This window comes from Kitasatospora sp. NPDC058492 (genome assembly GCF_042720685.1).
In the GTDB taxonomy this organism is placed as follows: domain Bacteria; phylum Actinomycetota; class Actinomycetes; order Streptomycetales; family Streptomycetaceae; genus Kitasatospora.
Genome location: NZ_JBHXMU010000009.1, coordinates 40,623 through 64,302, shown reverse-complemented (window position 1 = coordinate 64,302; position 23,680 = coordinate 40,623). Strand labels below are relative to the sequence as shown.

Sequence of the window (23,680 nt, the reverse complement as noted above, 5' to 3'; positions counted from 1 at the left end):
CGTGGTGGACAAGAAGGAAGCGGAAGAATCGCTCGTCGCGGCTGAGGCGTTGGCATCGCGAATGCGTCAGGGAGCAAGGCGGCGATCGGTCGGGGTGTTCCTGCTGGGGCTCACCATGTTGGTGCTGGTCGCGTCGTATGGGCTGCTTGCCCAACCGTCCGTGCGGTACGCCATCCCGGTCGGAATGCTGATCCCGCTGCTGATGCTGGGAATCCACACCGCGACCCGCCCGGTGGTACCAAGGCACCACCGGGCGCTCTACGCGGTTGTCACCTCGTCCGGGGCGGGTATCTACACGCTCACTGTGCTCCTTGGCACGGTGTACTTCTCCGGCCGGGCTGTGTGGTGGCTTCCGGGGGCGGTGCTCTGCGCCGTGCCGTTCTTCGTGATCGGCTGGCTCGAGCGCAGCGCGGGGCACGCCGGGGAAGACAGGCCGTGAGCCACCCGAGAAAGGCGCTCGACGGCGTCATCCACGCGCCGATCCGGCTCTCCATCGTGGCCGCGTTGGCCGCGGTCGACGAAGCCGAATTCAAGTTCGTCCGGGAGACCGTCGAGATCACGGATTCGGCGTTGTCGAAGCAGATCTCGCTCCTGGAGGAGGCCGGATACGTCAAGGTGCGAAAGGCGTTCGTTGGCAAGCGTCCGCGCACCTGGCTCTCCCTCACCAAGGCTGGGCGTGCCGCGCTCGAGCGGCATCTGAGCGCCCTCCGGGAGATCGCTGGCTGGACGTCCTGATGGCGGGTTCGGTCGGTGCTTGGAGAGCAGACCTCCGTCCGTGTCGCGCCTTGACCGAGTTCGCACTCACGATGCGTCGGGCCGCGCGCCGACACGCGGCTGGAACGCGACGTGCTGGAGACCGTTCCCGCCTCCAACCCTGCGAAGACCAGGCGGAGTGGCACTGCGAGTCCGACTCGTCTGCGCCGCTCCTGGAGTCAGCGCTCCAGGAGCGGCGGAGGCCCTGTGTGAGGGCGCGCAGGGTCAGGAGTCCGGGCGCTGCCAGCTGCTGGACGGGACTGACCTGATGGCGGAGTCCATCGCCACCTGCTGCGGCTTCGATTCGGTGGTGTCGCTGGGACGGTCTTCCGACTTCCGGGCTGGCATTACCCCCAAGGAGTACTGCCACGCGCTCTGTGGCCGGGACCAGAGCCGTTGGCGTGAGTGACACCGAGACTGCGCATGGCGATCGTGGGGAAGCACAGCGCGATCAAGTTTGTGGCTTTCATGGTCCGAGCGGGCGTTCGGCCGGTCCGCCTGCCCAGCATGGCGTGAACGGCGTGATGGCGAGAACAGCTGTCTCGCCGGGCCCGCTAGGAGGAAATGGAAACCGTGATCCGGGCTGTCATCGGCTGGGTACGGCGTCTGTGGTGCTCCAAAGGCGACCCAGCCGGCACCATGATCGAAAGAAGGGGTGGTGTGACTGAGGTCACAATCCACAGCCTTTCTGCGGTCCGGTTGGGTGCTTGGAGTTGCTGGGATTCGGAGCCGTTGGCGTCAGCGTTGGCGTCAAACGGCACGAAAATGCCCCCGAAGCGAGCTGCTTCGAGGGCATCGTGCCTGGTCATGCTTTGTGGCCAGGGCCGGGGTCGAACCGGCGACCTTCCGCTTTTCAGGCGGACGCTCGTACCAACTGAGCTACCTGGCCGTACTGCACCGCCTCTTGCGAGACGAGCGATCCCGACGGGACTTGAACCCGCGACCTCCACCTTGACAGGGTGGCGAGCTAACCAACTGCTCCACGGGACCTTGTAGTGGTTTCCCACTAAGGTCTTGCGGCACTGCTTTTTACTACGGTACTGCGTGCCCCCAACGGGATTCGAACCCGTGCTACCGCCTTGAAAGGGCGGCGTCCTGGGCCACTAGACGATGAGGGCTTGCGGCCTGTCCCGCTGTTCCCAGCGTTCGGGGACGTCGAGAAGCATATGGGATGCAGGGCGGATCGCCAAAACGGGTTTCGGCCGGGCGGGTGGGGGCCGCCCGAGGGCCGCTCACGGCGGGGGTCAGGACCAGCCGAGTTCGTCGAGTTCGTGGTCGTCGAAGCCGAAGTGGTGGGCGACCTCGTGGATGACCGTGGTGCGGACTTCGGCGACGACCTGGTCGTGGGTCTCGCAGTGCCGGAGGGTGGGGCCGCGGTAGATGAGGATCCGGTCGGGCAGGACGCCCGCGTACCACTCGCCGCGTTCGGTGAGCGGGGTGCCCTCGTAGAGGCCGAGGAGTTCCGGGTCGGCGGGGTCGGGCTCGTCCTCGACGAAGACGGCGACGTTGTCCATCATGGCCGCGAGCTGCGGGGGAATCTGGTCGAGGGCGTCGCTGACCAGCGTCTCGAACTCGTCCCGGGTCATCTCCACCGGTTCATTGTCGGGTCTGGAGTGACGCTGTGCCAGACGGCGGGAGCCGGTGTTTGATGGGGTTATGGCGACCTCGGACGGCACGGTGGACGGCCCGGCGCGGACCCGGCCGGTGGGCGAAGGGGCGGTCGCCCGGAGACGGCCGCCGGTGTGGCGCGGGCAGGGGCCGGCCGTGGCGGTGATCGCGGTGGGCGGGGCGATCGGGTCGGTGGCGCGGTACGGCGCCGGGCTGGCCTGGGCGAACGGCCCGGCGGCGTTCCCGTGGACGACGCTGCTGATCAACGTGGTCGGGTGCGCGGTGATCGGGGTGTTCCTGGTGGTGATCACCGAGGGGCGTCCGGCGCACCCGCTGCTGCGGCCGTTCTTCGGCACCGGGGTGCTGGGCGGCTTCACCACCTTCTCGACGTACGCGGTGGACATCCGGCGGCTGGTGGAGGAGGGGCGGCTCGGGCTCGGGCTGGCGTACCTGGGGCTGACGCTGCTGGGCGCGCTCGGCGCGGTGTGGGTGGCGGCCGGGCTGACGCGCCGTCTGGTCGCCCGTGCAGGCGGGGGCGTGCGGTGAGCAGGTTGAGCGGGCCGGCGCTGCGGCTGACCGTGCTGGTGGGGGAGAACGACCGCTGGCACCACCGGCCGCTGTACAGCGAGATCGTGCACCGGGCGCGGGCGGCGGGGCTGGCCGGGGCGAGCGTGTTCCGGGGGATCGAGGGGTTCGGGGCGTCGTCGCTGGTGCACACGGCGCGGCTGCTGTCGCTGAGCGAGGACCTGCCGGTGGCGGTGGTGATCGTGGACGAGGAGGAGCGGGTGCGGGCGTTCCTGCCGCAGTTGGACGGGCTGGTGGCGGAGGGCTTGGTGCTGCTGGACCGCTGCGAAGTGGTCAGGTACGTGGGGCGGGAAGGGGCTTCGGGGTGAACTGGCTGCTGGTGGTGGCGGGCGCGGTGGTCGGCGCGCCGCTGCGGTACCTGACCGACCGGGCGGTGCAGGCCCGGCACGACTCGGTGTTCCCCTGGGGGACGTTCGCGGTGAACGCGGTCGGCTGCACGGTGCTCGGCCTGGTGACCGGGGCGGTGGCGGCGGGGGCCGCGTCCCCGCAGGTCCAGGTGCTGCTGGGGACGGGACTGTGCGGGGCGCTGACCACGTACTCGACCTTCTCGTACGAGACGCTGCGGCTGGTCGAGACCGGGGCGGGGCGTTTCGCGCTGGCGAACGTGGTGGGCAGCGTGGCGGTGGGGCTGGCCGCGGTGTACGCGGGGGCGGGGCTGGCCTCGGCGTTCTGGGGCTGAGCAGGCCGCCGGTCTGCCGGTTCGGCGGGCTGTGGCGGAGGCGGCCCGGGCGCTTCCTGGCGCGCTGCCCGTGTCCCGTCGGGGCGGGCGCGCGTTGGGCACCGAAAAGCGGCCGCGCGAGCAGTGGGCGGCCCGGGTGGGGCGGTGGAGAGGGAGCTCGGTGGCTTCGGTGCGGGCGGTTCGGGCGGTGGTGCGTACGGCTTCGGCGCGTGCGGTTTCGGCGCGTACGGCTTCGGTGCGTGCGGCGGCGGTGCTGGCGGTGGCCGGGCTGGGGCTGACGGGGTGCATGTCGGTCGGTCCGGAGGCGGAGGTGAAGCGCGGGGTGGCGCCGGTCGGGCAGGTCGGTCCGGCGGGCAAGCCGGGGGTGACGAGTGGGCCGTCGGCCTCGCCGAGCGGCGCGCATCCGGGGAGTGCGTCCGGGCGCCCGGAGCGTCCGGGGGGCTTGCAGGGCGAGAACGCGCCGGCCGGGGCGACGGCCACGGCGGCGGGCGAGGTCGCGCCCGGCGTGAACGGCGCGGCCGCCGGCGTGGTCCCGGTGCCGGGGGCGCCCGCCGTGGACCCCGCGCCGGCCGGCACCGGCGCGAACGGTTCGGCGGGGGGCGTGAGTGCCAGCCCCGCGCCCCGGCCGGGCGGCGGCGCGTCGGCCGGTACCGGCGGTGCGGCGGGTACCGGGGGCGCGGGCGGGGCCGGCGGCACCGGTGAGGGCCGCTCCGGCGGTACGGCGGGCACACCGTCGGCCACGCCGAGCAGCCGCCCCTCGACGTCCCCCGAGCCCGAGCACACCTCACCGGCCGCGACCGTCCCACCGACCCCGGAGCCCTCGGCCGGTAACTCCGGTTCCTCGGCCCCGAGCCCGCATGCGGGTGGGCATTAGCGGTCTGGCCAGGGCATTTGCCTCTGATCCCGAGGTTCGTCTATGGTGGTAGATCGTTCGTTTGATTCATTTGACTGGCGCCCTATTCCCATCTGGCGCCCTTGGCGCGTTCCGGCGATCCGTGGCTGACCGCATAGAGGCGGTTGTGAAACAGAACCCCCGGACTTTGGCGCGTGCCACTTCCGGAAGGTTTTACATGTCTCTCGTTGACGACGCCCGCTTCGCCATGCCCGCGAGCGAGGCCGCCGCCGATGTCACCGACACCGCCGACACCCTCACCGACACCGTCGAGGCCGTTGAGGCCGTCGAGCCCACCGACGCCGACGTCGAGCTGAACGCCGACGCCGTCGAGGCCGAGGAGCCCGCCGAGCCCACCATCACCTTCGGCGACCTGGGCCTGCACGACGACGTCGTGCGCGCCCTCGCCAAGCGCGGTGTCACCACCCCGTTCCCGATCCAGGCTGCGACCATCCCGGACGCCCTGGCCGGCAAGGACGTGCTGGGCCGTGGCCGTACCGGCTCCGGCAAGACCCTCAGCTTCGGCCTGCCGCTGCTGACCCGCCTCGCCGACGGCGAGCGCACCAAGCCCAAGCACCCGCGCGGCCTGATCCTCGTCCCGACCCGCGAGCTGGCCATGCAGGTGGCCGACGCCCTGGAGCCGTTCGGCTCGGTGCTCGGCCTCAAGCTCAAGGTCGTCTGCGGCGGCACCTCGATGTCGAACCAGATCTACGCGCTGGAGCGCGGCGTCGACGTCCTGGTCGCCACCCCCGGCCGTCTGCGCGACCTGCTGAACCGCGGCAGCGCCAAGCTGGCCGACGTCCGGACCGTCGTGCTCGACGAGGCCGACCAGATGGCCGACATGGGCTTCCTGCCCGAGGTCACCGAGATCCTCGACCAGGTGCCGGCCGGTGGCCAGCGCCTGCTGTTCTCCGCCACCCTGGAGAACGAGATCGACACCCTGGTCAAGCGCTACCTGAAGAACCCGGTCACCCACGAGGTCGACCCGTCGGCCGGCGCGGTCACCACCATGACCCACCACATCCTCGTGGTGAAGCCCAAGGACAAGGCGCCGATCACCAACGCGATCGCCGCCCGCAAGGGCCGCACGATCATCTTCGTCCGCACCCAGATGGGCGCCGACCGCGTCGCCGAGCAGCTCATCGAGGCCGGCGTGAAGGCCGACGCGCTGCACGGCGGGATGACCCAGGGCGCCCGTACCCGCGTCCTCGGCGACTTCAAGGACGGCTACGTCAACGTCGTCGTCGCCACCGACGTCGCCGCCCGCGGCATCCACGTCGACGGCATCGACCTGGTCCTCAACGTGGACCCGGCCGGCGACCACAAGGACTACCTGCACCGCTCCGGCCGCACCGCCCGGGCCGGGCGCTCCGGCGCCGTCGTCACCCTGGTGCTGCCGCACCAGCGCCGCGGCGTCTTCCGCCTGATGGAGGACGCGGGCGTCGACGCCTCGCGCCACATCCTCGACCACGCCTTCGACGCCGAGGTCGCCAAGATCACCGGCGCCCGTTCGCTGATCGAGGTCCAGGCCGAGAGCGCGGCCGGCATCGCCGGTGCCGCCGAGCGCGAGCTCGCCGACATGACCCGCCAGCTGGAGCGCGCGCAGCGCCGCACCACCGAGCTGCGCGAGGAGGCCGACCGCCTGGCCGCGCGGGCCGCCCGCGAGCGGGCCGAGCTGGGCATCGAGGACGAGGCCCCGGCCGCCGAGGCGGGCGACGAGGCCGCTGCGGAGACCCCGGCCACCGAGGTGCCGGCTCCGGCCGCCGCGCCGCAGGCCGAGGAGCGCACGACTTCGTACCGCGAGGCGCGCACCGAGCGTCCGGCCTTCAACCGCGACCGTGACGACCGTGGTGGCCGTTCCGGTGGCTTCAACCGTGACCGTGACGACCGCGGTGGCCGTTCCTTCGGTGACCGCGATGACCGTGGTGGCCGCTCGGGTGGCTTCAACCGCGACCGCGATGACCGTGGTGGCCGTTCCGGTGGCTTCAACCGTGACCGTGACGACCGCGGTGGCCGTTCCTTCGGTGACCGTGACGACCGTGGCGGCGCCCGCTCGGGTGGCTTCAACCGTGACCGTGACGACCGCGGTGGCCGTTCCTTCGGTGACCGTGACGACCGTGGCGGCGCCCGCTCGGGCGGTTTCAACCGTGACCGTGACGACCGCGGTGGCCGTTCCTTCGGCGACCGTCCGGCCCGCACCGGTGGTGGCTTCGACCGCGACCGTTCCGGTGGCTTCAACCGTGACCGCGACGACCGCGGCGGCCGCTCCTTCGGCGACCGCCCGGCCCGCACCTTCGGTGACCGTCCGTCCTTCGGCCGGGACCGTGACGAGCGCGGCGGCAGCAACAACCGTCCGTTCGCGCGTCGTGACGACCACCGCTCCGGCGGCCGTCCGCAGGCCTCCGGTGGTGGCTTCGGCCGTGACCGCGACGACCGTGGCGGCGCCCGCTCGGGCGGCTTCGACCGCGACCGTTCCGGTGGCTTCAACCGCGACGACCGCAAGCCGCGCTGGAAGAACTGACGCCGTACGGCCGGTGGTTGACCACCGGCAGCTGAACAGCTGAACACACACGACGGGCCCGCTCCATGCACTGGAGCGGGCCCGTCGCGTTCCCCCGATACCCCCCAGGTACCTCCCCCGGTACCCCTCGCGCCCCCGAGGTGTTGTTCTGTGGCTGAGAATAACCTGTGGCGCGGCCCGGCGGAAGTCCCGTAGCGTCCCGGACATGAGCAGCAGACTGCATGACGTGGCCCGGGTGAACGAGGAGATCGCCGAGCGGGGGAGCTACCGGGCGGCCGGAGGCGAACTCGTCACGGTGGGGGAGCAGTTGGCGGCCGCCAGGGCCGGCACGGTGTCGTACGCGCCGCCGGCGCTGGACGCGCTGCTGCGGGGCGGGGGCCCGGGGCCAGGGCCGGATCGGCCCGGTGGGCCCGTCGGGGCGGTGGAGGTGACGGCCGAAGGCAGCATCGAGGCCGCCCGGCGCCTGGTCGAGGGCGGGGCGGGCCCGGTCGGGGTGCTCAACTTCGCCTCCGCGCGCAACCCCGGCGGCGGCTACCTGCGCGGCGCCCGCGCCCAGGAGGAGGACCTGTGCCGCAGCGCGCTGCTCTACACCTGCCTGCTGGAGGCGCCGGACTACTACGAGGCGCACCGCGCCTCCACCGACCTCCGGTACAGCCACCGGGTGATCGTCTCGCCCGACGTACCGGTGATCCGCGGCCGGGGCGGCGACCTGCTGGCGCGGCCGTACCCGGTCACCTTCCTGACCTCGCCCGCACCCAACGCGGGCCAGCTGGAACGGCGCTCGGCCGACGTGGACGTCCGGGGCGTGCTCGCCGAGCGGGCCGTCCGGGTGCTCGCGGCGGCGGCCCGGCACGAGGTCCGCACGCTGGTGCTCGGGGCCTGGGGCTGCGGGGTGTTCCGCAACGACCCGGCCCAGGTCGCCGAGGCCTTCGAGGGCGCGCTCTCCCGGTACGGGGCGGCCTTCGAACAGGTGGTGTTCGCGGTCTGGGACCGCTCACCGGTCTCGGCGAACCGGGCCGCGTTCGAGGCGCGGTTCGGCGGGGCGGCGCAGCCCGGCGCGGCGGTGCGCTGAGGCCGCCGCCGGGTGCCGCCGGTGAGGCCGCCGAGGCCGGTGAGCGGGCTGGCGCACGGCTCGCGCCGGGTGCCGCTACCGCTTGCGGGCGGCCAGCGCCGTCGCGGCCGTCGAGGCCGCCGCGACCACACCGGTGACGGCGAAGACCGACGGCCAGGCGCCGATCTTCTTCGCCAGCGGATGCGAGCCGCCGAACGCCGCCACGTACAGGCCGGTCAGCGCCGCCGCAGTGGCCGCGCCCGAGCTGCGGTGCCACTGCGCGGCCGCCCCGGCACCGGCCACCGCCAGCACCGCGCCGCCCAGTTCGCGCCGGCCGCTCCAGCGGGCGACGCCGTAACCGCCCACCAGGCCGCTCGCCGCGGTCAGTGCGGCGGGCGCGGCGGCCGAGAGCACGTTGGGGACCTTCGCCATCGTCGACTCCACTCGTAGAGGTTGTCCCGACTTCCTGTTCCGGCTTCCGACCATAGCCCGCCCGCCCCGCGCCCGTCCGGGCCTCCCCGCCGTCGGGTCCTGCTGCCGTCGGGTCCCGCCGCTTTCGGGCCTCCCCGCTTTCGGGTCTCCCCGCGGGCGCGTTACCGGAACGCCTGTTCGGCGGGTTGTGCCGGCACCGTGCGGGCCAGCCGCTGCGCGGCCTCCGCCGGGGGCAGCACCCGTTCCAGCCGCAGGTCGCCCGGGACCTCCTGGAGGAGCCGCCCGGCGGACCAACTGCGCTCGTACGGCGGCGGTTCCAGCACCAGGGTGCGCACGCCGTCCACCACCGGGATGTCGCTGGGCGTCCCCTCGTTCCACAGCCACGAGCCGTCCGGGGCGACCAGGTTGAACGCGCCGGTCGCGACCACCCGGCGGTCGTCCGGGACCGCGGTACGGGCCAGCGCCACCACCTCCGGGTCCGGCCGGGTGCCCGGCAGGTGGCCGCCGCCGATCAGCACCTCGGCGAGCAGGGTGTGCAGTTGGAAGGTGTCGCCCAGCCCGTCCATGCGCAGCAGGTAGCCGGTGCCGGTGGGGCGGTCCAGCACCAGCAGCGGCTCGTCGTCGAGGACCAGCGCCAGGTGCGCCAGGCCCTTGAAGTCGTGCCGCCCGCCGTCGTACCGCTCGAACAGCTCCAGCAGCACGTCCGTCACGCCCGAGGTGCGCGCCTCGCGGCGCACCGGCGGGTGCGCGTACACGGCCCAGGCGGCCCGCTGCCACAGGTGCAGCGTCCACCAGCCGACCACGGCCAGGTGCGCGTGCCACGCGTCCAGGTGTGCCGGATCCGCGACCCGGTCGTGCGCCTCGACCGGGTCGTCGCCCTCCGGGTCCGGCAGCGGGCCGCCGCCGGTCTGCGCCCACCGCCGCGTCAGCCGCTGCGTGCCGGTCAGCGCCCCGCGCAGGCCTGCCAGCACCGGGCCCGCGCAGCCGACCGGGTCGGCGCCGTTCTCCACGCAGGCGCCCACGACCATCGCCAGGTGCGCCCGGGGGAACGGCGGGGCGCCCGGCAGCAGCGCGGCCAGCCGGGGGCCGGCTGCGGCGGCCTCGGCCGGACCGGCCGACCCGAACAGCCCGCCCACCAGCGCCAGGGCGGGGCCGAAGCGGTCGTCGTCCCCGGCGGCGGCCACCGCCTCCAGCCCGGCCACCGCCTCCAAGAGGGTGGGCTGCTGACGGTGCGGCGCATCATGGTCGGAAGACACCGCCGCAGCATAGGCGGCGCTGCGGGTGGGCCCGGTGGCGGGTGCCGGGTCGGCTGCCGGGCCGCGGCCTTCGCGCCGCACCGCCCCCGACCCCGCCGTCCACCAGGGGGAGGACACCGGCCCGCCCGCCCAGTGGTGGCGCTTCGAAGGCCAGGAGCAGGTGCGTCCCCGGGCCGGTCAGGCCGACAGGTTGGTGCGCAGGGCGGTCAGCTCCTCGTCGGTGACGCCGTGGGCGCGGAGGTAGGCGGGGAGGGAGGAGTGCCGGGTGTGGATCCAGCCGAGGGCGGAGGCGAGGAGTTCGGCGGTGACGGGGCGGGAGACGCGTTCGGTGCCGGTCTCGTCGACGTAGGGGGTGGGGCCCCGGTCGAGGCCGAGGCCGACGTTGGAGAGCAGGAAGTCGGCGGTGACGTCGGCCTCCGAGGCGCCGAGCAGGGACTGCAGGACGGCGATGGTCAGGCCGGTGCGGTCCTTGCCGACGGCGCAGTGCACGAGGGCGGGCAGCGCGCCGGGGGCGGCGAGGCGGCGGACGACGGCGGCGAGGGACGGGCCGGCGGTCCGGGCCATGAAGGGGTAGAGCGCCGCCTGGTCCTCGGGCCAGGGCTGGTCGACGTCCTCGCGGTTGGCGGGCAGGGTCGGCAGGTTGAGGGCCTCGTGGTCGAGGCCGTGCCGCAGGTCGGGCCAGACCTCCAGCTCGACCGGACTGCGCAGGTCGAGGACGGTGCGCAGGCCGAGGGCCTTGAGGCGCCGGGCGCCCTCGTCGGTGAGGGTGTGGAAGGAGCCGGAGCGGTAGAGCACGCCCCGCCGCAGGGCGCCGATCCCGCCCGCGTCACGGAAGTTGCGCACACCGGGGATGTCGATGAAGGCGTCGGTCATGGCCCCACGGTACGGGCGGCGGGCGGGCCGGCGGAAGGAAACCGGAGGGAACCTTTCAGCGCCCGCCGGAGACGTCCAGGAACGCGTTGGTGGTGTACGAGGCGGCGGGGGAGAGCAGGAAGAGGATCGCCTCGGCGACCTCCTCCGCCCGTCCGCCGCGCCGCATCGGCAGTCCGGGGGCGACCCGGTCGACCCGGCCGGGCTCGCCGCCGAGGGCGTGGATGTCGGTGTGGATCAGGCCGGGGCGGACGGCGTTGACCCGGATCCCCTCGGCGGCGACCTCCAGGGCGAGGCCGCGGGTCATCGAGTCGACGGCGCCCTTGGCGGCCGCGTAGTCGACGTACTCGTTGGGCGAGCCGAGCCGCGAGGCGGCCGAGGACACGTTGACGATGGCACCGCCGCGGCCGCCGTGCCGGGTGGACATCCGGCGGACGGCCTGGGCCGCGCACAGGAACGGGCCGGTGATGTTGGCGGCCCAGATCCGGTTCAGCCGGTCCTCGTCGATGTCCTCCAGCCGGCACTGCTTCTCCAGCGTGCCGGCGTTGTTCACCAGGCCGGTGAGCAGCCCGAGTTCGGCGTCCACGGTGGTGAACAGCCGCTCCACCTCGGCGGTGCGGGTGACGTCGGCCCGGACGGCGAGCGCGGTGCCGCCCTCGGCCCGGACGGCGTCCACCACGGCGGTGGCCGAGGCCTCGTCCGTGCGGTAGTTGACGCAGACCCGGTAGCCGCGCCGGGCGGCGAGCAGGGCGGTGGCGGCGCCGATGCCGCGGCCGGCGCCGGTGACGATCAGGACGCCGTCGTCGGGGATGGTGGTCGACATGGTCGGTACGCTACCCGGCGGGCCGGCCGGGGCGGGCCCCGGCGCGGAAATCGTTCGCCCGGAGCGGCCCGGACCGGCGAGGATGCGGTAGCGGCGCCACCACCACCCTCACCGCCACCACCCTCACCGCCGGCACCGTCCTGCCAGCCGGCCGGTCGAGAGGAGACCGACGATGCCCGACGCACCCGCACCCGCACCCGCACCCGCCGTCCCCGGCACCGTCCTGCTCTCCGGCGTGGTCGGCTCCACCGCGTACGGCTTCGCCCACGCCGGCTCCGACGTCGACCGGCTCGGCCTGTACGCCGCCCCCACCGAGGAGCTGCACGGTCTGCACCGCCCGGCCGAGTCGCACGTCACCACCGGGCCCGACGTCACCCTGCACGAGGCCGCCAAGTGGTGCCGCCTGGCGCTGTCCTGCAACCCGACCGCCTCCGAGCTCGTCTGGCTGCCGGACGACCTGTACGAGATCCGCACTCCGCTCGGTGCCGAACTGGTCGAGATCCGCTCGAGTTTCCTCAGCGAATCGGCCGTCCGGAAGGCCTATCTCGGTTACGCAGAGCAGCAGTTCCGCAAACTGCTGACCCGCGACACCACCGACCCGGTCACCCGCGGCCGGGCCGCCAAGCACGCCCGGCACCTGGTCCGGCTGGTCGCGCAGGCCGTCCGGCTGCACGAGACCGGCCACAACCTGGTCCGCCTCGCCGACCCCGGACACGTCCGCGACCTCGGCGAACGCATCGCCGACCGCCCCGCCGTCGCCGAGTCCCTGCTCGCCGACGCCGCCGATCGCCTGGCCCGCCCCGGCGTCCTCCCCGCCGCCCCGGACCCGCGCCCCGCCGAATCCTGGCTCCGCCGCGTCCGCGCCGCCCACTACGCTCCGCCCCCCGCCCCCGGCGCGCCCGCGCAATCCGCTGGCGGAGCCCTGCGCCCCACCGGGTAGGATCACGGTGGCCCTCCCCAACCGGGACGAGGGCCACGGGCCACTAGCTCAATTGGCAGAGCTGCGGACTTTTAATCCGTAGGTTCAGGGTTCGAGCCCCTGGTGGCCCACCGAACCGAGGCCAGGTCAGAAAACCTCTGACCTGGCCTTTTGCATGTCCGCGACCGGTGAACGCACTGCGGCACCCCGGCTGGTCGAGTAGCCGGGGTGCCGCAGTGTGGTGCGGGTCGTGGGCGGGTCAGGCCGCGGCGCGGATCGGGGCGCCGGTCTGGTGGAGGTGGGTGAGGATCTCGCGGTACGAGCGGAAGAGGCCGGTCTCGTAGTAGGCGATCTCCTTCTCGGCGCAGAAGTCACGGGTGAGGACGGCGGCGCGGCGCAGGGCCGGGGTGGGCATGCTGGGGAAGAGGTGGTGCTCGACCTGGTAGTTGAGGCCGCCCATCAGGGCGTCGATGAAGTAGCCGCCGCGGACGTTGCGGGAGGTGAGGACCTGGCGGCGGAGGAAGTCGAGCCGCATGCCGGGCGTCACCATCAGCATGCCCTTGTGGTTGGGGGCGAAGACGCAGCCCAAGTAGACGCCGAGCAGGGCCTGGTGGACGGCGAGGAAGGCGAAGGCCTTGCCGACCGGGAGGGCGGCGAAGACCAGCCCGAGGTAGGCGGCGAAGTGGGCGACCAGCAGGAAGCCCTCCAGGTACGGGCGCTTCATGATCGGGCTGCGCAGCGCGCGGAAGCTGTTGTAGCTGAGGTTGAGGCCTTCGAGCAGGAGCAGCGGGAAGAAGAGGAACGCCTGGCGGCGGCCGATGAAGCGGGCGATTCCGCTGGCCCTCCTGGCCTGGTCCTGGGACCAGACGACGAGGTCGGGGGAGACGTCCGGGTCCCGCTCCTCGTGGTTGGGGTTGGCGTGGTGGCGGGTGTGCTTGTTCATCCACCAGCCGTAGCTCATGCCCATCAGGAGGTTGGCGACGATGCGGCCGCCGATCTCGCCGGCGCGGCGCCCGGTGAACACCTGGCGGTGCGCCAGGTCATGGGCCATCAGTCCGAGTTGGGCGAAGACGATGGACATCGCGGCGGCCAGGCCGAGTTGGAGCCAGGTGTCGCCGAGGGCGAACATGGCCCACCAGCCGCCGAGGAACGCGGCGAGGACGAGGCCCGCGCGGACGGTGTAGTAGACCGGGCGTCGGTCGAGCAGGGCCTCGGCGCTGATCCGGCCGAGCAGTTGGGCGAAGTCGCTCCCGCCGGTTCCGGGCGGGGCGGTGTCCGGTGGTCCGGCGGGCGGCTGCGGCCGGGTTTTCGCGGTCGGCGTCCCCGCGGTATCGGTGGTCATGGTGCTGAGTCTGGTCTAGCGAACGGGCCTTGAGAAACGGGGGCATCCCCCTGGGGCGGGGTGAGGATAACCCCCGGACCGTCCCGGGCGGCGGCGGACGTGCGGCGCGTGGTGCCGGATGGTGCCGCTGGGGCGGGGCGAGGTGGCGTAGGTCACGTCGTAATCGGCTGGTTTCGGGCGTTCTGTGGCGAGCTTGCGCCGTGGTGGCCGGGGTTGGTGGTGGACCGGAGGTCGGTGACCGCGTCGGGCCTAAATATGATCGGAAGCCACGTTCATCGGTTTGTACCGATGTTCGTATGTGCAACCTGGGAACGGCTCCGACCGTCTCCCTGTGTGCGGTGCGCCAGATCGTCCGGGGCGTCGCTTCCGTCGGTGAAAGGTACGCGCATGTCAGGTCAGTGGGGCGAGGGCCCGGCTCGGGGGGAGAACGCACCCGGCGCGCTCACGACGGGGAGCGATGGATCCGTGCCGCCGCCGCGTACCGGCGGCCGGGCGGAGGCCCGACGCGCCGCCCAGGGCAAGGGCGCTGGCCGCGCTGGCAAGGACGGCGGCAAGGACGGCGGCAAGGACGCTGGCAAGGACGGTGGTCGGGGCGCTGGCAAGGACGGCGGCAGGCCGGAGGCGGCGGCCGGCGGCGGCCGGGCGGCGGCGCGCAACAGCCGCAAGCCCAAGAAGAACGTGAAGAAGATCGTCGCCTGGTCGGCGGCCGGTGTGCTGGTGCTGATCGCGGGCGCCGGCGGGGCGATCTACTTCAAGCTGAACGCCAACATCAAGTCCTTCGACGGCGACGCGATAGCCACCGACCGCCCGCCGGAGGCGCAGGCCGACGCGGACGGCAACAAGCCGGTCAACGTCCTGCTGATCGGTTCGGACAGCCGCGGCGGCAACAACTCGGACCTCGGCGGCGGCGAGGACGGCGGCGCCCGCTCGGACACCACGATCCTGCTGCACGTCTACGCCGACCACAAGCACGCCGTGGGCATCTCGATCCCGCGCAACGCGAAGGTCCCGATCCCGCCCTGCAAGCTGCCCAACGGCAAGTGGACCAAGGGGGCGTCCAGCGACCTGTTCAACGCGGCCTTCTCGGTCGGCGGCAGCGACGGCGGCAACCCGGCCTGCGCCCAGAACACGGTGGAGAAGCTCACCGGGATCCGGGTCGACCACACCATCGTGGTCGACTTCAACGGCTTCTCCGCGATGACCAAGGCCGTGAACGGCGTCGACGTCTGCCTGCCGAAGGCCATCTACGAGGGCGACGTCAACCCCAACCTGCACAAGAAGGGCGACCTCGTCCTGCCGCAGGGCAAGCAGACCGTGCAGGGCCAGCAGGCGCTGGACTACGTGCGCCTGCGGCACGGCATCGGCGACGGCTCCGACATCGGCCGGATGAAGCGCCAGCAGGCCTTCCTCAGCTCGCTCGCGAGCAAGGTCAAGAAGGACGGGCTGAGCCCCACCAACCTGCTGCCGCTGGCCGACGCCGCGACCAAGTCGCTGGTGGTCGACCCGGGGCTGGCCTCCGCGGACAAGCTGCTCTCCTTCGGGCTGTCGCTCAAGAACATCGACATGCACGACCTCAAGTTCGTGACGGCGCCCTGGCGTTACCGCACCCAGGACAAGGACCTCGACCTGGTCCAGCCGGACGCCAACAAGCTCTGGGAGACCCTCAAGGCCGACCAGACCATCGACGGGCAGAACGCCACCGGCCAGCAGCCGGACGCCGCCGCCAGCCCGAGCGCACCGGCCGCGTCGCAGTCGGCCGCGTCCAGCGCGCCCGCCGCGCCGGTCGCGGACGCCGGTAACTCGTCGATCAAGGTGGCGGTCTACAACGGGACGACCGAGAACGGCCTGGCCGGCAAGGCGACCGCGCAGCTGAAGGCCGCCAAGTTCGTCGCCACCACGGCGGGCCAGGCGGCGAGCACCAAGTACAAGACCACCATGATCGAGTACGGCTCCGGGCAGAAGGCGAACGCCGACAAGGTCGCCGCGCTGTTCCCGGGCGCCAGCGTCGAGGCCGGCAACTCGGCGGGCGTGACCCTGATCGTCGGCAAGGACTTCTCGGCGGCCAACGGCGGCGGCGCCACCGGCCCGGCCGCCGGGACGGGCGGCGCGGCCGCGAACGGCACCCCGGCGCCCCCGGCGCCGCTGCCCACCACCGTCACCAACGACGCCCGCTCGGCGGACGACGACATCTGCGCGAACACCACCTACGGCAGCGGCGGCTGACCGCACCCGAGCCGTGGGGGCTGACCGCACCCGAGCCGTGGGGACGACCCCCGGGCCGGCGCCGTCCAGGGCGCGCGGGCCCGGGGGTCGTGCCATGGTGGCCGGAGAAACCGGGGAGGCGCCCGGCCCGGGCGACCTGAGGGACGGGGGCCCGACGCGCGGGACCCCGGTACACCGGACCCGGCCCACGGACAAGGGGGGCGCGCACCGAAAGGCGGACCCCCATGCCCGAGATCGCCCTCCAGTTCGACATCGCCGCACCCCGGGCCGTCGTCCTCGCCGCGCTCAACACGCACGGCGGGCTGACCAGCTGGTGGACCACCGGCGTGGACCGGGAGGGCGACGTCCTGCTGTTCGACTTCCCCGGCGTCCCCGAGCCGTTCCGGCTGCGCCGCGAGCGGGCCGACCTGGACCGGGTGGTGTGGGCCAACGCCGGGGCCTTCCCGCCGCACTGGGCCGGCACCTGGATCAGCTGGGACCTCGCCGACCAGCCCGGCGAGCCCGGCCGCACCCGGCTGCTGTTCCGGCACGGCGGCTGGCAGCCGGGCAGCGAGGACGGTGTCCCGCTGGTCGCCGGCACCTGGGCCGAACTGCTGGTCCGGCTCAAGGACTACGCGCAGAGCGGCAAGGTGCAGCCGTACTTCGTCACGGCCCAGCGGCACGACGCCGCGTGAACGGCCCACGCGGCGGCGTGAGCGGCACGACGCCGCGCGAACGGCCCGCCGGCGGCCGAACGGGCCCCGGGCCCGTCCGATCGCCCGCCAGGGCGCCGTCCGGTGGCGGGATCGCGGCGCCGGGCCGATGGTGGGCGGTGTACCCGCCGTTCGCGCTGACGGCCGGCACCGGCAGCCCGGCACCGGGCGGCCGGGACCCGCCCGCCCCGACGACCACGCCGGCGACCACTGCCTTCGGGAGGCCCAGCAATGCCCGTAGTCACCGCTCCGTACAAGCCCGGCACCCCGTGCTGGATCGACCTGATGGCGAGCGACCAGCAGGCCGCGCTCGACTTCTACCGCGACCTGTTCGGCTGGCAGGGCGAGGTCGGCCCGGCCGAGTTCGGCGGCTACGCCGTGTGCATGCTCAACGACCGACCGGTCGCCGGGATCATGGCGCGGTCCGCGCCCGAGGGCCAGCCGCTGCCGCCCGTCGCCTGGACCACCTACCTGGCCTCGGACGACGCCGACGTGAGCGGGGCCGCCATCGCCGAGCACGGCGGCACGATCCTCTACCCGGCGATGGACGTCGGCGTGATCGGCCGGATGCTGGTCGCCGCCGACCCGACCGGCGCGGTGTTCGGCGTCTGGCAGGCGATGGACTTCATCGGCGCGGGCGTGGTCAACGAGCCCGGCGCACTGGTCTGGAACGAGCTCAACACCGCCGACACCGACGCGGCCGGCCGCTTCTACCTCCCGGCGCTCGGGCTGCGCCCGGCGACCATCCAGGGCATGGAGGGGTACTTCTCGCTCAACGCCGGCGACCGTACGGTGGGCGGCATGCAGCCGATCCCCAAGTACCTGGGGGCGGGCACGCCCTCGCACTGGATGGCCTACTTCTCGGTGGACGACACCGACTCCACCGTGGACGCCCTGGTCAAGGCGGGCGGCTCGGTGATCCAGCCGCCGTTCGACATGCAGTCCGGCCGGATGGCGGTCGTCCAGGACCCGCAGGGTGCGGTGTTCGCGGTGGCGGAGGCCGCCGAGGCGCAGATGCCCGACTCGCCGTAACAGCAGCCGGGCACCCCCGCCGTGCCGGCGCCGGGCACCCCCGGGCCCACCCGGCCACCCACGAGCACCCGGGCAACCGGAAGCCGCCCTTCCCGCGACGCGCCGCCGGGAAATGGGCGGCTTCCCCGCGTTCCCGGGTAAGACTGCACCCATGCTGGGGCTACCGGACGACATCCGCGCTTTCCTCTTCGACCTCGACGGGGTCCTCACCCAGACCGCCAAAGTGCACGCCGCGGCCTGGAAGGACACCTTCGACTCCTTCCTGCGCGCCGAAGCCGCCCGCACCGGCGGGCAGTTCGTCCCCTTCGACGCCGTCACCGACTACGACACCTACGTGGACGGCCGCCCGAGACTGGACGGCACCCGGGCGTTCCTGCACAGCCGGGGCGTCGACCTGCCCGAGGGCACCGACGCCGATCCGCCCAACACCCCTACCGTGCACGGGATCAGCCGGGCCAAGAACGACACCGTCCTGCGGCTGATCCGCGAGCAGGGCGTCCAGCCGTACGACGGCTCGGTCGCGTACGTGCACCGGCTGCGCGCGCTCGGGCTGCCCAGCGCCGTGGTGTCCTCCAGCGCCAACTGCCGGGACGTGCTGCGGGCGGCGGGCATCGAGGGGCTGTTCGACGTGATCGTGGACGGCGTCGTCGCCCAGCGCGAGGGCCTGCCCGGCAAGCCCGCCCCCGACACCTACCTGTACGCCGCCCGCACGCTCGGCGTCGAGCCCGCGCACGCCGCCGTCTTCGAGGACGCGCTCGCCGGGGTGGCCTCCGGCCGGGCGGGCGGCTTCGGGGCCGTGGTCGGGGTCAACCGCACCGGGCAGACCGCCGAACTGCGCCGGGACGGCGCGACCGTGGTCGTCGACGACCTCGCCGAACTGCTGGAGGAGCAGGCATGAGTGAGTGGAGCGGGGTAGTCGCATGAGTGAGCGGAGTGAGCTCATCATCGAGAGGCGCGCGTGCCGGTCATCGGCTGCCGAGCGGAGCGAGGTGGGCGCATGAGTGGCTTGGACAACTTCTCCGTCGACCCCTGGCTGATCGCCGAGCAGGGTCTGGACCTGACCGCGATGGCCCGCGCCGAGTCGCTGTTCGCGCTCTCCAACGGCCACATCGGCCTGCGCGCCAACCTGGACGAGGGCGAGCCGCACGGCCTCCCCGGCACCTACCTGAACGGTGTCTTCGAGCTCCGCCCGCTGCCGTACGGCGAGGGCGGCTACGGCTACCCGGAGTCCAGCCAGAGCGTCATCAACGTGACCAACGGCAAGATCATCCGGCTGTTGGTCGACGACGAGCCCTTCGACCTGCGCTACGGCGAACTCATCCGCCACAAGCGCTGGTTGGACTTCCGGGAGGGGATGCTGCACCGCGAGGCCGAGTGGACCTCCCCGGCCGGCCGGACCATCCGGGTGCGCTCCTCCCGGCTGGTCTCGCTCACCCAGCGCGCGGTCGCCGCGGTCGAGTACAGCGTCGAGGCGGTGGACGGGCCGGTGCGGATCGTGCTCCAGTCCGAGCTGGTCGCCAACGAGCAGCTGCCCGGCGGCCCCGAGGGCGATCCGCGGGCCTCCGCCGTGCTGGAGGCGCCGTTGCAGCCCGAGGTGCACCACGCGAGCGGCACCAAGGCCGTCCTGGTGCACCGCACCCGCTACAGCGCGATCCGGGTCGCCGCCGGGATGGACCACGTGATCGAGGGCCCGGAGGAGCTCGAAACCGTCGCCGAGGCCGAGGCCGACCACTGCCGGATCAGCGTCACCACCGTGCTCCGGCCCGGACAGCGGCTGCGGCTGGTCAAGTTCATGGCCTACGGCTGGTCGGGGACGCGCTCGTTGCCCGCCGTCCGGGACCAGGTGGAGGCCGCGCTGACCGCCGCCAGGTACACCGGCTGGGACGGTCTGGCCGCCGAACAGGCCGACTACCTCAAGGAGTTCTGGGAGACCAGCGACGTCGAGATCGAAGGCGACGTCGAACTCCAGCAGGCCGTCCGGTTCGCCGTCTTCCACGTCCTCCAGGCCGGCGCCCGCAGCGAGGAACGGGCCATCCCCGCCAAGGGGTTGACCGGCCCCGGCTACGACGGCCACAGCTTCTGGGACACCGAGACCTTCGTCCTGCCGGTGCTCACCTACTGCCTGCCCGGGGCCGTCAACCAGGCGCTGCGCTGGCGGCACACCACGCTGCCGCTGGCCCGCGAGCGGGCCGCCCAACTCGGCCTGGCCGGAGCGGTGTTCCCCTGGCGGACCATCCGCGGCGAGGAGTGCTCCGGGTACTGGCCGGCCGGTACCGCAGCCTTCCACATCGGCGCCGACATCGCCGCCGCCGTCGCCCGCTACGTCCGGGCCACCGGGGACGCCGAGTTCGAGCGCGCGTACGGGCTCGAACTGCTCGTGGAGACCGCCCGGATGTGGCGCTCGCTCGGCCACCACGACGTCTCGGGGAAGTTCCGCATCGAGGGCGTCACCGGCCCGGACGAGTACAGCGCCGTCGCCGACAACAACGTGTTCACCAACCTGATGGCGCAGACGAACCTGCGCGCCGCCGCCGAGGCCGCCGCCCGCCACTCGCACGAGGCCGCCGAACTCGGCGTCGACACCGAGGAGACCGCCGCCTGGCGGGACGCCGCGGCCGCGATGTACATCCCGTACGACGAGGACCTCGGCGTGCACCCGCAGGCCGACGGCTTCACCCACCACCAGGTCTGGGACTTCGAGCACACCCCGCCCGAGAAGTACCCGCTGCTGCTGCACTACCCGTACTTCGACCTGTACCGCAAGCAGGTGGTCAAGCAGGCCGACCTGGTGCTCGCCATGCAGGTCCGCGGCGACGCGTTCACCGACGAGCAGAAGGCCCGCAACTTCGCCTACTACGAGCGGCTCACCGTCCGCGACTCCTCGCTCTCCGCGTGCACCCAGGCGGTGATCGCCGCCGAGGTCGGCCAGCTCGACCTCGCGTACGACTACACGGCCGAGGCGGCGCTGATGGACCTGCACGACCTCGGCGGCAACACCCGCGACGGCCTGCACATGGCCTCGCTCGCGGGCGCCTGCATCGCCCTGGTGGCGGGCTTCGGGGGGCTGCGCGACCACAGCGACTCGCTGTCCTTCCGGCCCCGGCTGCCGGGCGGGCTGATGAGGCTCGGGTTCTCGCTGATGGTCCGCGGGCAGTTGCTGGGCGTCCAGATCACCCACGAGGGGACGACGTACGCGCTGCGCCGCGGCGAGGTGCTGCACCTGTGGCACGACGGCGAGCCGGTGCAGGTGAAGGCCGGGCAGCCGGTCACCCTGCCGACCACCGCGCCGCCGGCCCAGGAGCGGTGCGGCCAGCCGCCCGGCCGCGAGCCCGCCCGGCGGCAGGCGCAGGCGGGCCTGGTCAGCGGCAAGCTCGGGCAGCAGGACCACCTGGCGGCGGAGTAGCCGCGCCGGCCTGTCGTTCACCTGTTCGGGCCCGCTCCGGGTGCGGGGCGGGCCCGGCCGTCGGAGGGTGCAGGTGTCCTGCGGCAGCGGGCGGCCGGTGATTGGAGAGCACCCGTGGCGAGCGTGGCCGAACAGATGGTGGAGGTGCTCCGGCAGGCCGGGGTCGAGCGGGTCTACGGCGTGGTCGGAGACAGCCTCAACCCGGTCGTGGACGCGATCCGGCGGACCGACTGCATCAGCTGGGTGCACGTGCGCAACGAGGAGGCGGGCGCCTTCGCGGCGGCCGCCGAGGCCGAACTCAGCGGCCGGCTCGCCGTCTGCGCCGGCTCCTGCGGCCCCGGCAACACCCACCTCGTCCAGGGCCTGTACGACGCCCAGCGCAGCGGCCTGCCGGTGCTGGCGCTCGCCTCGCACATCCCGTCCGGGCAGATCGGCACCGGCTTCTTCCAGGAGACCCACCCCGAGCGGGTGTTCACCGACTGCAGCTCCTGGTGCGAGATGCTCTCCACCCCCGCCCAGCTGCCCCGGTTGATGCGGATCGCCATCCAGCACGCGCTCGGCTCGCACGGCGTCTCGGTGCTGGCCTTCCCCGGGGACGTCGCCGCGCTCCCCGCCGCCGGGCCCACCGGGACCAGCCACTTCCTCACCGAGCAGGCCGTCGCCGCGCCGCCGTGGTCCCAGGTGCAGGAGCTGGCCCGGCTGCTCAACGCGGCCCGCAAGGTCGCCCTGTTCTGCGGCGCGGGGGTGCGCGGGGCGCACGGCGAGGTGATGGAGGCGGCCCGGGCCCTGAACGCGCCGGTCGGGCACTCCCTGCGCGGCAAGGAGTGGATCCAGTACGACAACCCGTACGACGTCGGCATGAGCGGCCTGCTCGGCTACGGCGCCTGCCACGAGGCGCTGCACTCCGCCGACCTGGTGCTGCTGCTCGGCACCGACTTCCCGTACGACTCCTTCCTGCCGCAGGCGCACACCGTCCAGGTCGACCACGACGCCACCCGGCTGGGCCGCCGCACCGCGCTCGAACTGGCCGTCCACGGCGATGTCGCCGCCACCCTGCGGGCCGTCCTGCCGCTGCTGGACGCCAAGCGCGACCGCGCCTTCCTCGACGGGATGCTGCGCAAGCACTGCCGCTCGCTGGAGGACGTGGTCGGCGCCTACACCCGGGACATCGAGAAGCACCTGCCGATCCACCCCGAGTACGTCGCCTCGGTGCTCGACGAGGTGGCCGCCGACGACGCGGTGTTCGCCGTGGACACCGGCATGAACAACGTCTGGGCCGCCCGCTACCTCCAGCCGAACGGCCGCCGCCGGGTGATCGGCTCCTTCCTGCACGGCTCGATGGCCAACGCCCTGCCGCACGCCATCGGCGCCCAACTGGCCTGCCCCGGGCGGCAGGTGATCGCGATGGCCGGCGACGGCGGGATCGGCATGCTGCTCGGCGAACTGCTGACGGTGGCCAAGCACCGGCTGCCGGTGAAGACCGTCGTCTTCAACAACGGGGTGCTCGGCATGATCAAGCTGGAGATGCTGGTCTCGGGCTACCCGGAGTACGAGATCGACAACGGGGACGTCGACTACGCGGGGATCGCGCGGGCGATGGGCATCCCGGCCAAGCGGGTCACCGAGCCGGGGAGGGTCCGGGAGGTGCTGGCGGAGGCGCTGGAGCGGCCCGGCCCCGCCCTGGTGGACGTGGTCACCGACCCCAACGCGCTGTCCATCCCGCCGTACATCACGGCGGCCCAGCTGAAGGGCTTCGCGCTGGCGGCCGGGCGGACGGTGCTCTCCGGCGGGGTCGGGCGCATGATCGACCTGGCCCGCAGCAACCTGCGCAACATCCCGCGGCCGTAGGCCCTGTCCGAGAGAGGGGGACTCCGGGCCCTCTTGCCTCTGAGGCAAAAATCTTGCCCGAGCGGCACGGCGGGTGTCCACTGGTCACATGACCACCAGCCCGACCGGGGACGCCGCCCCGGAAGACCGGCTCGACGACCAGGAAGTGGTCGGCCTCGCCGCCCGCCTCCGGGAACACCGGCTCAGCAGCCGCCTGACCCTCGAAGTGGCCTCCGCCAGGGTCGGGCTCTCCCCAGCCTATCTGTCCCGGCTGGAGACCGGCCGCCGCCAGCCCTCCCTCCCCGTCCTGCTCGGCCTCGCCCGCGCCTACGGCACCTCCGTCTCCGGCCTGCTCGGCGAGACCATGGCCGAACCCGACCCGGTCGTGCGCGGCGGCGCCATCGAACCCGGCCGCGCCGGCGGCTGGGGCTACCGCCGGGCCGGCGCCCCCGGCCGGGCCATGCAGGCGCTGCGCGTCCACGTGCCCCCGGGCGTGCAGGACACGGTGGTCCGGGTCCACCCCGGCGAGGAGTGGCTGTACGTCCTGCAGGGCCGGCTCAAGCTGACCCTCGGCGACCGCGTCCACCGCCTCGACGTCGGCGACTCCGCCCACTTCGACTCGCTCACCCCGCACTGCATCGCCGCCGACGCGCCGGACGGCGTCGAACTGCTCTTCGTCCACACCCTGCTGCAGAGCCCCGGCGGCGAACTCTGCCTCGGCGGCCCCGCAGCAACCCACTGACCCGACGTCAGAACCCTTGGAGGAGATCCC

At 73.3% G+C, this 23,680-nt stretch carries 21 protein-coding genes and 4 tRNA genes; 16 read left to right on the top strand and 9 right to left on the bottom strand.

The window, feature by feature from the left end:
• Nucleotide 1: 1 nt before the first annotated feature.
• Together ACFWPI_RS08800 and ACFWPI_RS08795 are read left to right on the top strand one after the other, a co-directional pair.
• On the top strand, nucleotides 2–439 hold the full coding sequence (locus ACFWPI_RS08800; protein WP_380374908.1) for a hypothetical protein: 438 nt from the start codon (nucleotides 2–4) through the stop codon (nucleotides 437–439).
• Nucleotides 436–735 (top strand): winged helix-turn-helix domain-containing protein, encoded by a 300-nt coding sequence (locus ACFWPI_RS08795; protein ID WP_380374907.1) that lies wholly within the window; start codon nucleotides 436–438, stop codon nucleotides 733–735. Before ACFWPI_RS08800 ends, ACFWPI_RS08795 begins: the two co-directional genes overlap by 4 nt.
• An 833-nt stretch (nucleotides 736–1,568) precedes the next feature.
• On the opposite strand, the gene ACFWPI_RS08790 is transcribed toward ACFWPI_RS08795, so the two are convergent.
• The 4 genes from ACFWPI_RS08790 to ACFWPI_RS08775 form a co-directional block, all read right to left on the bottom strand.
• A tRNA-Phe gene (locus tag ACFWPI_RS08790) sits at nucleotides 1,569–1,642 on the bottom strand.
• 27 nt (nucleotides 1,643–1,669) lie between these two features.
• Nucleotides 1,670–1,743: transfer RNA gene (locus ACFWPI_RS08785), tRNA-Asp, on the bottom strand.
• 55 nt (nucleotides 1,744–1,798) lie between these two features.
• Nucleotides 1,799–1,871 (bottom strand) — tRNA-Glu (locus tag ACFWPI_RS08780).
• 126 nt (nucleotides 1,872–1,997) lie between these two features.
• Complete coding sequence (locus tag ACFWPI_RS08775; protein ID WP_063348331.1) at nucleotides 1,998–2,339, bottom strand: metallopeptidase family protein; 342 nt, start codon at nucleotides 2,337–2,339, stop codon at nucleotides 1,998–2,000.
• Nucleotides 2,340–2,409: 70 nt separating this feature from the next.
• Between ACFWPI_RS08775 and crcB (ACFWPI_RS08770) the strand changes: the two genes are divergently transcribed.
• The 5 genes from crcB (ACFWPI_RS08770) to ACFWPI_RS08750 all read left to right on the top strand — a co-directional run bounded on the left by crcB (ACFWPI_RS08770) (nucleotide 2,410) and on the right by ACFWPI_RS08750 (nucleotide 8,110).
• Complete coding sequence (crcB, locus tag ACFWPI_RS08770; protein ID WP_380374905.1) at nucleotides 2,410–2,907, top strand: fluoride efflux transporter CrcB; 498 nt, start codon at nucleotides 2,410–2,412, stop codon at nucleotides 2,905–2,907.
• The gene (locus tag ACFWPI_RS08765; protein WP_063348329.1) at nucleotides 2,904–3,254 is read left to right on the top strand and encodes a DUF190 domain-containing protein; all 351 of its coding nucleotides are present in this window, start codon (nucleotides 2,904–2,906) and stop codon (nucleotides 3,252–3,254) included. The genes crcB (ACFWPI_RS08770) and ACFWPI_RS08765 overlap by 4 nt, the downstream gene beginning before the upstream one ends.
• Nucleotides 3,251–3,625: a fluoride efflux transporter CrcB gene (gene crcB / locus ACFWPI_RS08760; protein ID WP_380374902.1), complete on the top strand. Its 375-nt coding sequence runs from the start codon at nucleotides 3,251–3,253 to the stop codon at nucleotides 3,623–3,625. The genes ACFWPI_RS08765 and crcB (ACFWPI_RS08760) overlap by 4 nt, the downstream gene beginning before the upstream one ends.
• Nucleotides 3,626–4,695: 1,070 nt before the next feature.
• A complete protein-coding gene (locus ACFWPI_RS08755; RefSeq protein ID WP_380424680.1) occupies nucleotides 4,696–7,038 on the top strand; it encodes a DEAD/DEAH box helicase in 2,343 nt (780 codons plus the stop codon).
• A gap of 205 nt (nucleotides 7,039–7,243) precedes the next feature.
• A complete protein-coding gene (locus ACFWPI_RS08750) occupies nucleotides 7,244–8,110 on the top strand; it encodes a TIGR02452 family protein (protein WP_380374898.1) in 867 nt (288 codons plus the stop codon).
• Between the two features lie 75 nt (nucleotides 8,111–8,185).
• On the opposite strand, the gene ACFWPI_RS08745 is transcribed toward ACFWPI_RS08750, so the two are convergent.
• From ACFWPI_RS08745 to ACFWPI_RS08730, 4 genes are all read right to left on the bottom strand, one after another.
• Nucleotides 8,186–8,521, bottom strand: coding sequence for a hypothetical protein (locus tag ACFWPI_RS08745; protein ID WP_063348325.1), 336 nt, complete (start codon nucleotides 8,519–8,521; stop codon nucleotides 8,186–8,188).
• 161 nt (nucleotides 8,522–8,682) lie between these two features.
• Complete coding sequence (locus ACFWPI_RS08740) at nucleotides 8,683–9,777, bottom strand: hypothetical protein (RefSeq protein ID WP_380374896.1); 1,095 nt, start codon at nucleotides 9,775–9,777, stop codon at nucleotides 8,683–8,685.
• A gap of 177 nt (nucleotides 9,778–9,954) precedes the next feature.
• A complete protein-coding gene (locus tag ACFWPI_RS08735; RefSeq protein ID WP_380374895.1) occupies nucleotides 9,955–10,650 on the bottom strand; it encodes a tyrosine-protein phosphatase in 696 nt (231 codons plus the stop codon).
• 55 nt (nucleotides 10,651–10,705) lie between these two features.
• On the bottom strand, nucleotides 10,706–11,470 hold the full coding sequence (locus ACFWPI_RS08730; RefSeq protein ID WP_380335468.1) for an SDR family oxidoreductase: 765 nt from the start codon (nucleotides 11,468–11,470) through the stop codon (nucleotides 10,706–10,708).
• Between the two features lie 172 nt (nucleotides 11,471–11,642).
• On the opposite strand from ACFWPI_RS08730, the gene ACFWPI_RS08725 reads away from it, so the two are divergent.
• Complete coding sequence (locus ACFWPI_RS08725; protein ID WP_380374893.1) at nucleotides 11,643–12,410, top strand: DNA polymerase beta superfamily protein; 768 nt, start codon at nucleotides 11,643–11,645, stop codon at nucleotides 12,408–12,410.
• A 37-nt stretch (nucleotides 12,411–12,447) separates the two neighbouring features.
• A tRNA-Lys gene (locus ACFWPI_RS08720) sits at nucleotides 12,448–12,520 on the top strand.
• Nucleotides 12,521–12,648: 128 nt separating this feature from the next.
• Here ACFWPI_RS08720 and ACFWPI_RS08715 read toward each other — a convergent pair.
• On the bottom strand, nucleotides 12,649–13,731 hold the full coding sequence (locus ACFWPI_RS08715; RefSeq protein WP_380374892.1) for a fatty acid desaturase family protein: 1,083 nt from the start codon (nucleotides 13,729–13,731) through the stop codon (nucleotides 12,649–12,651).
• A 465-nt stretch (nucleotides 13,732–14,196) separates the two neighbouring features.
• Here ACFWPI_RS08715 and ACFWPI_RS08710 point away from each other — a divergent pair, with 465 nt between their 5' ends.
• The 7 genes from ACFWPI_RS08710 to ACFWPI_RS08680 all read left to right on the top strand — a co-directional run bounded on the left by ACFWPI_RS08710 (nucleotide 14,197) and on the right by ACFWPI_RS08680 (nucleotide 23,650).
• Nucleotides 14,197–15,954, top strand: coding sequence for an LCP family protein (locus ACFWPI_RS08710; RefSeq protein WP_380374890.1), 1,758 nt, complete (start codon nucleotides 14,197–14,199; stop codon nucleotides 15,952–15,954).
• 224 nt (nucleotides 15,955–16,178) lie between these two features.
• Nucleotides 16,179–16,628: an SRPBCC domain-containing protein gene (locus tag ACFWPI_RS08705; protein WP_380374888.1), complete on the top strand. Its 450-nt coding sequence runs from the start codon at nucleotides 16,179–16,181 to the stop codon at nucleotides 16,626–16,628.
• Nucleotides 16,629–16,877: 249 nt separating this feature from the next.
• A complete protein-coding gene (locus tag ACFWPI_RS08700) occupies nucleotides 16,878–17,678 on the top strand; it encodes a VOC family protein (protein ID WP_350880560.1) in 801 nt (266 codons plus the stop codon).
• A gap of 151 nt (nucleotides 17,679–17,829) precedes the next feature.
• On the top strand, nucleotides 17,830–18,576 hold the full coding sequence (locus tag ACFWPI_RS08695) for an HAD family hydrolase (RefSeq protein WP_380374886.1): 747 nt from the start codon (nucleotides 17,830–17,832) through the stop codon (nucleotides 18,574–18,576).
• Between the two features lie 99 nt (nucleotides 18,577–18,675).
• Nucleotides 18,676–21,081 carry a glycoside hydrolase family 65 protein gene (locus ACFWPI_RS08690; RefSeq protein ID WP_380374884.1) on the top strand — a complete coding sequence of 802 codons (2,406 nt, stop codon included), beginning with the start codon at nucleotides 18,676–18,678 and terminating at the stop codon, nucleotides 21,079–21,081.
• A 114-nt stretch (nucleotides 21,082–21,195) separates the two neighbouring features.
• A complete protein-coding gene (locus ACFWPI_RS08685) occupies nucleotides 21,196–22,929 on the top strand; it encodes a pyruvate dehydrogenase (RefSeq protein ID WP_380374882.1) in 1,734 nt (577 codons plus the stop codon).
• A gap of 88 nt (nucleotides 22,930–23,017) precedes the next feature.
• The gene (locus tag ACFWPI_RS08680; protein ID WP_063348316.1) at nucleotides 23,018–23,650 is read left to right on the top strand and encodes a helix-turn-helix domain-containing protein; all 633 of its coding nucleotides are present in this window, start codon (nucleotides 23,018–23,020) and stop codon (nucleotides 23,648–23,650) included.
• Nucleotides 23,651–23,680: the final 30 nt, after the last annotated feature.